Origin of the sequence: Parabacteroides massiliensis, from assembly GCF_900155425.1 — a bacterium.
GTDB lineage: Bacteria > Bacteroidota > Bacteroidia > Bacteroidales > Tannerellaceae > Parabacteroides > Parabacteroides massiliensis.
Genome location: NZ_LT700189.1, coordinates 1,385,838 through 1,398,217, shown reverse-complemented (window position 1 = coordinate 1,398,217; position 12,380 = coordinate 1,385,838). Strand labels below are relative to the sequence as shown.

10 protein-coding genes and 1 pseudogene are annotated in these 12,380 nt (G+C 45.3%); 7 read left to right on the top strand and 4 right to left on the bottom strand.

What is annotated here, in order from left to right; genetic code table 11:
* The first annotated feature begins 42 nt into the window (after positions 1-42).
* Positions 43-681: an AlbA family DNA-binding domain-containing protein gene (locus BQ9893_RS05965; RefSeq protein ID WP_075965162.1), complete on the top strand. Its 639-nt coding sequence runs from the start codon at positions 43-45 to the stop codon at positions 679-681.
* Positions 682-712: 31 nt separating this feature from the next.
* Here the strand turns inward: BQ9893_RS05965 and BQ9893_RS05960 are convergent, their stop codons facing one another.
* The gene (locus BQ9893_RS05960) at positions 713-2,095 is read right to left on the bottom strand and encodes an NfeD family protein (RefSeq protein WP_075965161.1); all 1,383 of its coding nucleotides are present in this window, start codon (positions 2,093-2,095) and stop codon (positions 713-715) included.
* A gap of 258 nt (positions 2,096-2,353) precedes the next feature.
* Here BQ9893_RS05960 and BQ9893_RS05955 point away from each other — a divergent pair, with 258 nt between their 5' ends.
* Positions 2,354-2,863: an RNA polymerase sigma factor gene (locus BQ9893_RS05955; protein ID WP_075965436.1), complete on the top strand. Its 510-nt coding sequence runs from the start codon at positions 2,354-2,356 to the stop codon at positions 2,861-2,863.
* Positions 2,864-3,139: 276 nt separating this feature from the next.
* Here the strand turns inward: BQ9893_RS05955 and BQ9893_RS05950 are convergent, their stop codons facing one another.
* The 3 genes and pseudogenes from BQ9893_RS05950 to BQ9893_RS05940 form a co-directional block, all read right to left on the bottom strand.
* A complete protein-coding gene (locus BQ9893_RS05950; protein ID WP_167369844.1) occupies positions 3,140-4,225 on the bottom strand; it encodes an alpha/beta hydrolase in 1,086 nt (361 codons plus the stop codon).
* A 10-nt stretch (positions 4,226-4,235) separates the two neighbouring features.
* Positions 4,236-4,754, bottom strand: a pseudogene (locus tag BQ9893_RS05945) (zinc-binding dehydrogenase); the annotation flags it as partial.
* Positions 4,755-4,824: 70 nt separating this feature from the next.
* Positions 4,825-6,087, bottom strand: a complete 1,263-nt coding sequence (locus tag BQ9893_RS05940; RefSeq protein ID WP_244155065.1) for a DUF418 domain-containing protein — start codon at positions 6,085-6,087, stop codon at positions 4,825-4,827.
* Between the two features lie 328 nt (positions 6,088-6,415).
* Here BQ9893_RS05940 and BQ9893_RS05935 point away from each other — a divergent pair, with 328 nt between their 5' ends.
* The 5 genes from BQ9893_RS05935 (at position 6,416) to xpt (ending at position 12,359) form a co-directional block, all read left to right on the top strand.
* Positions 6,416-7,243: a helix-turn-helix domain-containing protein gene (locus BQ9893_RS05935; protein ID WP_075965157.1), complete on the top strand. Its 828-nt coding sequence runs from the start codon at positions 6,416-6,418 to the stop codon at positions 7,241-7,243.
* 149 nt (positions 7,244-7,392) lie between these two features.
* Entirely contained in the window at positions 7,393-8,436 is a 1,044-nt protein-coding gene (locus BQ9893_RS05930; protein ID WP_075965156.1) for a threonine aldolase family protein, read from the top strand.
* A 99-nt stretch (positions 8,437-8,535) separates the two neighbouring features.
* Positions 8,536-10,404 carry an endonuclease/exonuclease/phosphatase family protein gene (locus BQ9893_RS05925; protein ID WP_075965435.1) on the top strand — a complete coding sequence of 623 codons (1,869 nt, stop codon included), beginning with the start codon at positions 8,536-8,538 and terminating at the stop codon, positions 10,402-10,404.
* A 15-nt stretch (positions 10,405-10,419) separates the two neighbouring features.
* Positions 10,420-11,790, top strand: coding sequence for a nucleobase:cation symporter-2 family protein (locus BQ9893_RS05920; RefSeq protein WP_075965155.1), 1,371 nt, complete (start codon positions 10,420-10,422; stop codon positions 11,788-11,790).
* A 2-nt stretch (positions 11,791-11,792) separates the two neighbouring features.
* Positions 11,793-12,359 carry a xanthine phosphoribosyltransferase gene (gene xpt, locus BQ9893_RS05915; RefSeq protein WP_075965154.1) on the top strand — a complete coding sequence of 189 codons (567 nt, stop codon included), beginning with the start codon at positions 11,793-11,795 and terminating at the stop codon, positions 12,357-12,359.
* Positions 12,360-12,380: the final 21 nt, after the last annotated feature.

The window sequence follows — 12,380 nt, the reverse complement described above, 5'->3', positions numbered from 1 at the left end:
TATGTATTTATTTTAATTTTGCCGACCTAAAAAATTGCCAAAATGAAGAAGAAACATCCGATAGAAGCGTTGATAGAGCAGGGGGAACACCAGCAACTTGATTTTAAGTTCGAAGTGAGCGACAGTAAAAAAATTGCGCGTACGCTGAGTGCTTTTGCCAATACAGACGGCGGGCGTCTTTTGATCGGAGTGAAAGATAACGGGAATATCTCCGGTGTCCGTAGCGAAGAAGAATATTATATGATTGAAGCTGCCTCCAGGATGTACACCCGGCCGGAAGTGCCTTTTGAGGCGACACGTTGGGAGGTGAATGGCAAGACGGTTCTTGAAGTATACATTGCTCCCAGTCCGGATAAACCGTATACCGCTCCCGATAAGGATGATAAGTTTAAAGCCTACATAAGGGTCGCCGATGAAAATATATTGGCAAATGAAGTGCTGGTACTTGCCTGGCAGAAAAAACATGAACCGGACGGGACTTTATTGAAGATAAGCAAACCCGTAGAACGTTTGTTTGCCTATCTTGATAATCATCCTCATATCAATATCAGCCAGTTTTGCCGGATCGGGCGGATCAATTATTATACAGCGAAAAACATCCTGAGCGATCTCCTGGCCATGGACGCCTTACAGTATGTCGTAATCGACAAGCATATCTTATACAGGCGCGTCCTGGCGTAGGTGGGGCGTCAAAAAAACTTGTACCCGTGGCTTAAAGTTTTTCCACATACACTTGTGCATTCTCGAAGCGAACGACCTTGACCTTGTCCCCTTTTTCTATAAAGCCCGATTCGGAAACTCCGTCATAATATTCTCCGTCGATCGAAACTTTTCCGGAAGGACGCAATACGGTAGCGGCTATTCCCTCTTTCCCGGTCAGCGAAGATAAGTCTGGAGAGGATATCGCGTCTTTCAAATCTGTATTCAGTGCGACTTTCCGGAACATTCCCCGGTGTCCGATTTTATTGGAGAGCCAAATCATCAGACCGAAACCGGCCACTAATCCTACCAAGACTGTCAACGTCGCTTCTCCTATCTCTTTTCCGCTGACTCTTTCGAAATCGAAGTTGTCATTGTTCAGCAAACCCATGACCAAGCCGCCGATAACCAAAATAATGCCGCTTATTCCGGCAACCCCGAATCCCGGAATGATAAATATTTCCACCGCAAGTAATAGAATGCCGGTAATGAAGATCAAAATTTCCCAGTTTGCCGCTAATCCGTCTATATAGAGTGGTGCAAAGTAGAGGATTGCCGCCAGTAATGCAGCTGCAGAGGGAAAGCCCAGTCCTGGTGTTTGCATTTCAAAGTAAATGCCACCGATGATAATAATGATCAGGATAGACTGAAAAATAGGGTTCATCAAAAATCCTTTTAAATCATCCTGCCAACTGGGGGTATAACTTTTCATTTCGTAGTCTTTATATCCCAAATATTGCGTGATTACTTCATCCGGATTTTCGGCAATGCCGTCGCAATACCCCCATTTTTGAGCTTCCTGCGCGGTGAAAGTAAGGACTTTTCCTGTATCTATCAGGTTCGGAATGGCAACCCGTTCGTCTACCATAGCTTCGGCAATTAGCGGATCTCGCTTCCATTTGTATAGGGTGTCGTTTTTTTGTATGATCGTATCCTGTCCGTGTGCCTCGGCTGTCGAGCGCATCATGGAACGCATATAGGATTGGTATTTGTCCGGCATTGCCGCTCCTGTTTGGTTCACGACGGTGGCTGCCCCGATATTAGCGCCCTTTCGCATATAAATTTTCTTGCAGGCGATGGAAATGAGCGCCCCGGCAGAAGCTGCATTGTTGTCGATGAAGACATATACAGGGATAGGGCTGTACAGAATGGCCGTACGCATCGAGTCGGCCGCATCCACTTGGCCGCCGTATGTGTTCATATGGATCAGGACGGCTTCTGCTCCTAAAGCGTTGGCTTCCGCTAAACCATTGCTAAGATACAGGCGCGTGGTGCTGCTGATTTCTTTTTTTATGTCGATTTTATATACTAACGGGTGTGAGGAACCTGCCGCCGATATGAGTGGTGTTATCTGAATTAATATGACAGTTAAAAAAAGTCCTAATTTTTTTTTCATTTATATTATTCTCCCTTTCTTTTACATGTTGTACGAATTTGTAACAAACATGTCGTGAATTTTGTATTTTAATCGCTCGGAAACTTATAAATACTGCTCATTTTCAATACAGTTTGTTATAAATGTATTAAGTTACGATTTTTAATATTAATAATCATCAAACTGCATTGTATTTAAAATATTATTCCTACATTTGTAATGTCCTTCAATGCTGAGGATAGTGCCAAACCGGTATTAAACATTAAAAAAACAAGTAATATGAATGCGTTGCAATTTCAGAAAAAATTATTGAGCATGCAAGAAAATATGATGAATTTTGCATTAATGCTCACCGCAAATAGGGATGACGCCCAAGATTTGATGCAAGACACAACGCTGAAAGTTTTAGACAATCAGGAAAAGTTTGTAGATAATATTAATTTTAAAGGGTGGGTCTTAACTGTGATGCGTAATATCTTTATTAATAATTACCATAAAATCGTTCGTACACAGACAGTCGTCGACCAAGGGGTCGACTTGTATAATCTGGATGTTGTGAATGACTCAGGTTTTGACTCTCCTGACGGTGCTTATCAAATTAAAGAAATCACAAAAGCAATAAATGCTTTGAATGACGAGTTGAAAGTTCCTTTCTCTATGTTTTTGAGTGGCTATAAGTATAATGAGATTGCAGAAAAGCTTTGTGTACCCTTAGGAACGGTAAAAAGTCGTATCTTTTTTGCCCGTCAGGAATTACAGAAAGTATTGAAAGATTTTCATCAGAGTTGAGTGAAGTTTAAAATAAACACATAGCAAAAAAGTAAATTTGGGAAAAGCGTAGCGAATTGGCTGATACAGCGTTCGTTACGCTTTGTTTTTTATGGGACAGAGCCAATGGAATACTACCTCGAAGCTAAACGGTAACCAGCCTTTGATGTGCCGTATCACGGTGGAGTTCCCCCATGCTTGTGGGACGTGAAGAACAGCCGTGCTTTGGTCCCCGAAAAGTTAAGGCAGAACATGCGCCGACCTATACAACCGCAAAGGAAAGGCAAGGGATTCAGGTTATAAATTGTAATGGTCACCCCTCGCCACTTGCTTTCCCGTAGCAAAGGTGTTGTTGGAAATTTCCGAAGGCTCGTCAGTCGGAGGAAACAGATGTGGCAGGATGGCATAGAAATAGTCCGTCACCCAGTCGTAATTGTGCTGCCCTCCTTGTGCCAGCAGGAAGTAGAGATTTCCCACAGACGGGCGGTAATCATAGGCGAACATATCCGTCAGTCGCTGCATAGCTTCTATGTGGGTGTGCAACGGATAGGCGATGTCGTTTGTACCTGTGGCAGCGAAGATGAAGAAATCGTCTTTTGTGTAGCCTTGGTCGATGACGCTTTGGCGCATTAGTCCGGCAGTAGCATCGGCAAGTTCTTCCTCCGCCATGTGTCCCAATGCCCAGCTTGTGCCGCTTATCGGGATGAACGTGCGGAAGTATGCCAAATCAAATTCAAACACGTTCCATGTGGTTGTGCTCCCCATCGAGAAGCCTCCGAAGGCGCGGTGGTCGCGTGATGCTATCAGATCTTCGGGCGATGTGCTCTGGGCGTAGGTGGAATATCTGCCCTCCACGGCAGGGATGATGTCCTCGCGCAGTTCTTTCGGGAATTGTGTCCAGTTTTCCTCAGTCTGATAATTCGTGATAGTCGGGGTCACTACTATCATCGGGCGCATCCTGCCATTGGCAATGAGGTGGTCTACTACGTTTTGCAGCTTGCGCCTGTTGGTCGTTCCCTCGAATATGGTGCGTATTCCTCCGCCATAGCCGTGCATCAGATAAAGTACTTCGTATTGCTTGCCACTGTCATAGCCGTAGGGCAGGTACACGCGGCATTGCTTGTCTCTCGGCGAACCGTCGGCATCGTGCGCCACGTAATCCAGCGTCTCAATCGTCCCGGCTTCTGTGCAGGTTGTCCTATACTCGTCGGGAACGGGGGCATATGTTGGTGCTCCGTCCTGCTCTCCCGTGTCGTTCGGGGTATCGTCCGGCGTAACAGGTGTCCCCTGTTCCATAAGAGGCTTTTCGTTCTCTTGTGTTGTGCAAGAGGCTGTCCCGAACAGGGGGACAGCCGTCAGAATGGTAAGTAATAAATGAGTCATCTTTTCCATTTTATTTTAACGTTGACATATCTATCACATAGCGGAACTTCACTTCTCCGGCAGCCACCTTACGGTAGGCTTCGTCGATGGCAAGCTCGCCGTCCTTCTTGAGCATGGAGACGTACATCAGCGGCTCGTAACGGGCAGGGATAGTGCTAATGATGAAGTCCATCGTGTTGTTCAATCCTTTCAGTTCTTCTGGATTGTTCACGTTCACATAGCGGGCTGCCCCCATGCGCAGGGCATCCTCTCGCTTCTCTTCCGTGACGTCGAACACGGTAACATCCGTCCCGAGCGATACGGCGTACTGCACCGCCATGTGTCCCAATCCTCCGAAACCTGCCACGCCCACCTTGTCGCCTTTCTTCACGTGGCTGAACATGATGGGCGAATAGGTGATGATTCCGGCGCAAAGCAGCGGGGCTATACGCTTCAGGTCAGCCCCTTCGGGAATCTTCACAGCGAAATGCTCGTCCACCACGATGTTGTTCGAGTAGCCGCCCATCGTTATCTCCCCACCGTGGAACAATAGACAATATGTCAAATAAGGTTTTAGAACGTTGAAAATAAGCACTCCTATTCCTTATTCTGTATAAATTTTAATGTGTTTTGCTGGATTTTTTTAACGGCTGTCTTTGTAAATAGGTTGCCGAACGCCATAGCCATTCCAACGGACCATACAGAAAGGATCTTAGCCAGTACCTGCTAATTACTATTTGCAAAATATAAATGCTCAATCCCAGTAGGAAGACCTCCGTTGCTCCCCAATTACCGAAGACAGTACCGAACGCCCACGGAGAGAATACAAGACAACCCGTGATGTTTTGCAATTCATAGTTGGTTAACCCCATTCGTCCGTAAGGTGATAATACATTCAAATATTTCCCGATACCGTTCAGATGATAACAGATAATAAATCCCATGACCAACGCTCCGGAAAATAACACGGTACTAATGTCACCCAACATTGCCACCATTAGTAATGACGGCGTTACTTCCACATTCGGCATCATAAAAGTGAAATAGCCTACATTATGTGCGGGGAATAATTTAATAAGCCCATCTATCAGCAACGTTCCTAACGTAAATCCTATGAATAATAAAACATTTCTCTTTTTCCGCTCATGTACTGTTTCAAAGAAACGGAAACGTCCTGCTATCAAACCTAAGATGAAAAGAGCCATCGTGAGATAGCCACGACCATATTTCCCGAATTGGATATTCATTTTCATCTCCAAGCCATTAGTCAGGTTGTTTTTGGCTGAATTGATGAACGATGGTTTCTCCATTTGCATAGATGGTCTGACGGACGGACGCTCCTCTGATGTTCTTTGTATGCCGTTTTGCACCAACTCTGTTTGGTTTAATCGGTCATATCCTACCATCAACAATCTCGGAGTACCCAGCAACAGCAATGCTGTTATTACGACTAATACCTGATTCTTGAATCTTGACAAAAAAACAAGGACTATTCCGAGTATCGCATAAATGGGTAAAATATCCGCTGTATAAAAACAGTTACCAACGATACCAATCACAAACAGGATAATCATCCTCCAAACAAATCGTTTATGAAAATCTATCCCCTTTCTCTTAGCTCTGTCTATTTGGATGAAAAAACTCAATCCGAAAAGGAAAGAGAAGATATTAATGAAACGTCCGGACAAGACATTCGCTGTAAGCCATCGGACAAACTCGTCAAAAGCGGGGGATAATGGTTCGCTCATCCCTCTGTTCGAGAAAGAAAAGATGCCATAATGCTGCGTCATGTGTACAAGCACAACGCCCAACAAGGCAAATCCGCGCAATGCGTCAATGACCGTAATACGACCTAATGGTGTGGATAATGATACTTTTTCCATGATTCATCGTTTTATTATTGTTAAATATTTCATAATACTCACAGGTAATGTGCCTAAAATTTTTCTCGTTTCCTTTGTTTGTCGGTGGCAAAGTTAGGGCGAATAGGAGGAAAGGATTTTCCTGTCAAGTCCATTGTTTTTTTCTGTGAAGCTCAAATGACTTGTGAACTTCTTAAACAACAAAAATGAACTGCACAGTCAAGCCTCATTGGTTTCTGGTCGCTAAATTTGCAGTATCACAATAAGACAGTATATCATGTTGAAAAGAAATTCGGGTTTATCCTCTAATCTATTCTTTTTTAGCTACCTTTGTGGAAAAGAACGAGGCATGGAAGAATATAAGATAATAAACTACTCGAACATATTTCTCACCTATCTGCACGAAACAGACAGGGTATGTACCTTTACAGTCAAAGATCATACACTGTTTTATCTGCATTCAGGTGAGATGGAAATAGAGGAAAACGGGAGGTTTACCCGTTTCCATGAAGGGGAGTGTGCTTTTGTCCGGAAAGACAACCGTGTCAGTATGCACAAACATTGCGCGAAGGACGGCAAGCCGTATACTTCCGTGGCATTGGCGTTCTCCCGGAATTTCTTGATGGACTACTATCGAAAGATGGACAAGGACTCTTTGCCCACTGATGCCAAACGTAGCAAGGCAAGCGTGTTGAAAATCCCCGTCCGTCCCGATGTGGTCAGCCTTTTCGAGTCGATACGTCCCTATTATGATTCCCTTACCGCTCCCGATGAGGAATGGATAAAACTGAAAATAAACGAAGGGTTGCGTGTCGTACTGAAGACAGACAAGAACGTTTACGCATCTCTGTTCGATTTCACCGAACCGTGGAAAATAGACCTTATGGCTTTCATGAACGAGAATTATATGTACGATCTCAGCATGGAGGAACTGGCAAACTATACAGGGCGTAGCCTTTCCACGTTCAAGCGCGATTTCAAGAAAGTGACGAACACCTCTCCGCAGAAATGGCTGATAGACAAGCGGCTTTCAGAAGCCCACCGGATGCTTTCGGAGGGAAAAAGGAAGATACAGGATGTGGCGATGGAGGTCGGTTTCTCCGGCGTGGCTTTTTTCTCGCGTAGCTACAAGGCGAAGTTCGGTTACTCGCCCGCAAGTACGGAATCGGCACTATGATTTTTCATTGTTTGATGCTGTTTTTTATTGAATTATGCACTTGCATCCTCTTTTATATTACAAAATTGTCGCTGATAGTTCGTACTTTCGGAAAAAATGTCATATTTGCAAATATTTTTATTACTTTTGGCGCAAAATTTTAAACTGAGATGAGAAGTTTTGCAAGTGATAACAATTCAGGAGTTCATCCTTTGGTGATGGAGGCCGTAATAAAGGCGAACGATAATCATGCGGCAGGATATGGCGATGATCCTTGGACAGCAGCTGCTACTGCGAAAATAAAAGACGTGTTTGGCGAAATGGCATCGCCTTTTTTTGTTTTTAACGGAACGGGTGCCAACTCTGTGGCATTGCAGGCTGTGACACGTCCGTTCAATAGTATTTTGTGTGCTGAAACGGCTCACATCAATGTGGACGAGTGTGGCGCTCCTGCCCGTATGACCGGCTGTGCTGTCGTGACGATTCCGACTCGGGATGGAAAACTGACGCCGGAATTGATCAAATCTCACCTGCATAATTTCGGCGTCTGCCATCATTCGCAACCGAAAGCCGTTTATATTTCACAAGTTTCCGAACTGGGGACGGTTTATACGATCGAGGAGGTAAAGGCAATTGCCGATCTGTTGCATGCTTATGATATGTATTTGCATATGGATGGGGCACGTCTGGCAAACGCTTGTGCTTACCTGAATTGTTCGATGCGTGAGGTGACTGTCGATGCCGGGGTGGATATCCTTAGTTTGGGAGGAACCAAGAATGGAATGATGATGGGGGAAGCGGTCGTTTCTTTCCGTCCGGAGATAACCGGGAATTTGCAGTATTTTAGAAAGCAATCTGCTCAATTGGCTTCCAAACTACGCTATCTTTCCTGCCAGTTTATCCCTTATCTGGAAAATGACCTGTGGCTGGAAAACGCACGGAATGCCAACAATCGTGCTTACCGGTTGGCAGAAGCCTTGAAAAAGTATCCGCAGATACGGTTTACCCAGAAAATAGAATCCAACCAGCTTTTCTTTACCATTCCTACGGAACCATTAAAGAAATTGCAAGAAAAATATTTCTTTTATATGTGGAATGAAGAGGCCAATGAGGCGCGCTTTGTTACTTCATGGGACACGACGGATGAGGATATCGACGAGATGATACGGACGTTGGATGGCATATTTAAAGAATCCTCTTCTTCGTTATTGTAAAATAAAATATCGGTGTATGGAGGCCCGACAATGATTTATCTTGTCGGACTCATGGAAAGTTGTTACTTTTGTGTCCTAATCTATAAATCTGGCGATAAAATGAAACAGGCGGTTTGGTTGGCTGCAGTATTGATATTGCTGTTGCCTCTGGGGAGAATCCATTCTAAGGAGAGAAGCGAGCGCGAGAATAATACGTTGCGTATTATGAGTTATAACATCCGTAGTGGCAGGGGAATGGACAATGTGGCCGATTTCCGGCGTACGGCGGAAGTGATTAATAAGGTTTGTCCGGATGTCGTGGCTGTCCAGGAGATTGACAGTGTGACAGGCCGTAGCGGAGGAAAAGATGTCTTGCGCGAAATTGCCGAACTCACTTTGATGCATCATATGTACGCTCCGGCAATCGATTATGACGGTGGAAAGTACGGAATCGGTATGTTGAGCAAGGAGAAGCCCCTCGGTTATCACTACCTGTCCTTGCCGGGAAGAGAAGAAGCCCGTGCACTGCTTGTCGTGGAATTTGAAAAGTATATCTACTGTTGTACGCATCTTTCGCTGACGGAGGAAGACCGGATGCTTTCCCTGCCGGTCATCAAGCAGGTGGCGGCTTCGGCAAACAAGCCTTTCTTTATTGCCGGTGATATGAATGCACATCCCGATTCGGAATTTATCCGGCAGTTACAGAACGATTTTGTGATTCTGACGGATACGAAGAAACCTACTTTCCCGGCGGATAAACCCGACGAAACAATTGATTACATCGCTGCCTATGCCAAAGATACGACAGCCTTTACCCGTATTTCAGCCCGTGTATGGGACGAACCGGCTGCTTCCGACCATCGTCCGGTCCTTACGGATATTATCTTCAACCAACCTGCAGCCAAGATATTCCGTACGGAACCTTACTTGCAGAATCCCGTAGGAAACGGGATTACGGTCATGTGGCAGACTACTGTCCCTACTTATAGTTGGGTGGAATATGGAACCGATAAGGAACATCTGCAAAGGGCTCGTACGATTGTGGACGGGCAAGTGATCTGCAACGGTCTGCAAAATAAAATCAGGTTGGACGGTTTGGAACCGGGAAAAACCTATTATTATCGGATTTGTTCGCAGGAAATCATGCTTTATCAGGCTTATAAGAAGGTGTTTGGCGAAACGGCCGTCTCCGATTTCCATACTTTTACCTTGCCTGCTGCGACAGATACCGATTTTACTGCCATTATATTTAACGATCTGCACAAACATTCCGAGACTTTGCAGGCGTTATATAGACAGGTGAAGGATTTGAAATATGATTTTGTTATTTTTAATGGCGACTGCATCGATGACCCGGCCAACCATGACGAGGCGACCCATTTTCTCAGCGAACTGAATGAAACGGTTGGAGCCAGTCGGGTTCCTGTATTCTATATCCGCGGAAACCATGAAATACGCAATGCCTATTCGATCGGCTTGCGCAGCCTTTTCGACTATGTGGGCGATAAGACTTACGGTGCTTTCAACTGGGGTGATACGCGTTTCGTCATGTTGGATTGCGGTGAAGACAAGCCGGATACGCATTGGGTGTATTATGGGTTGAACGATTTTTCGGACTTGCGTAAGGCACAGGCGGGTTTCCTCAAGGAAGAGTTGGCGTCCAAGGCTTTCAAGAAAGCAACCAAACGGGTGCTGATCCATCATGTCCCAATCTTTGGAAGAGGAGATGATTATGATTCGTATAATCCTTGTCGTGACGAGTGGGGAGCACTTCTTGAGAAAGCTCCGTTTGCAGTCGGTCTAAATGCGCACACTCATCGTTTTGCTTATATTCCCAAAGGTGCGAATGGCAACGGTTATCCTGTCATCGTGGGAGGCGGTTACCGGATGGATGGCGCTACGGTGATGGTTTTGCAGAAGAAAGGAAAACAAATGACTCTTCGTGTGCTGAATACGAAAGGGGAAACATTAAAAGAATTGAATTTGTAACAGACGTATAGAAGTATGAATTTGAACCCGAAAGAACTGGATGAAACGATTAAGCCAGTTGGAAAAACCGATCTGATTTACGGTATAGACGACCGTCCTCCTTTTAAGGAAGCAATGTTTGCTGCTTTACAACATTTGTTAGCGATCTTTGTGGCGATCATTACTCCGCCGTTGATTATTGCCGGTGCCTTGAAACTGGATCTTGAAACGACCGGTTTCTTGGTTTCGATGGCTCTTTTTGCTTCCGGTGTCTCGACATTCATACAATGTCGTCGGATTGGTCCGGTAGGAGCGAAGTTGCTTTGTATCCAAGGGACGAGTTTTTCTTTTATCGGCCCGATCATAACGGCAGGGTTGGCAGGTGGATTACCTCTTATATTCGGGGCGTGTATTGCGGCTGCTCCGATCGAGATGGTGATTAGCCGGACATTTAAGTATATGCGGTCCATCATTACTCCGCTGGTATCGGGTATCGTGGTGCTGCTGATCGGGCTTAGCCTGATCAAGGTAGGAGTCGTTTCTTGTGGCGGCGGGTATGGCGCGATGGATAACGGAACGTTCGGAAGCATCCGGAATATAGGGGTGGCTGCGATAGTATTATTGAGTGTCTTGTTCTTTAACCGGTGCAAGAACAAATACCTTCGTATGAGTTCGATTGTGTTGGGATTGTGTATCGGTTATGTGCTGGCCTACTTTCTCGGTATGGTCGATATGGCAGCCGCTTCTTCGCAAAGTTTGATGGGATTCAATATCCCGATGCCTTTCAAATATGGTTTGGACCTGAATTTTTCCGCCTTTGTCGCTATTGGTCTGGTGTATCTGATTACGGCGATCGAGGCTACCGGCGATGTGACGGCCAACTCGATGATTTCAGGTAAGTCAATAGAAGGAGAGGGCTACCTGAAGCGTGTTTCGGGGGGTGTGCTGGCGGATGGGGTAAACTCCTTTATTGCCGGAGTTTTCAACTCTTTTCCCAATTCGATCTTTGCACAGAATAATGGTATTATCCAGTTGACGGGAGTTGCCAGCCGGTATGTCGGATATTATATTGCCGGTATGCTGGTGCTGCTGGGACTGTTCCCGATTGTCGGAGTAGTCTTTTCCTTGATGCCGGATCCCGTGCTGGGTGGGGCGACTTTGTTGATGTTCGGTACGGTTGCGGCTGCCGGCATACGGATTATCGCCTCGCAGGAAATAAACCGGAAAGCGACTTTGGTTTTGGCAGTCAGTCTTTCGCTTGGTTTAGGGGTGGAGCTGATGCCGGATATCCTGAATACGGCACCTGAAGCTATAAAAGGCATCTTTTCTTCCGGGATCACGACCGGAGGGCTTGCCGCTATTTTCGCGAATGTATTGATACGAGTCAAAGAAGATAAAACAGAATAAAAATGGAATTACTTAAACAACGTATTCTGCAGGATGGCAGATGTTTTCCGGGTGGAATTTTAAAGGTTGACAGTTTTATCAATCATCAGATGGATCCGATGTTGCTTTATAAAGTGGCAGAAGAATTTATTTACCGTTTTCGGGATACAGATATCAATAAAATTGTGACGATAGAAGCAAGTGGCATCGCTCCGGCTATCATGGTGGGATATATCATGCATCTGCCGGTTGTTTTCATAAAGAAAAAACAGCCGAAGACGATGGAGAATATGTTGTCTACCGTTGTTCATTCGTTTACGAAAGACCGCGATTATACGGTGTGTATCAGTAATAACTTTCTGACCCCCGACGACCACATTCTCTTTATAGATGACTTCCTGGCGTATGGCAATGCAGCTATGGGAGTACTTGACCTGGTGAAACAGTCTGGAGCCAAGTTGGAAGGAATGGGCTTTATCATTGAAAAGGCATTTCAAAAAGGACGCGATGTGCTGAATGCAGCGAATGTTCGTGTGGAGAGCCTTGCCATTATCGACAGCCTGGAAAATTGTACGATCACCTTTCGCTAAGGATTTAAAGAACCGGATAAT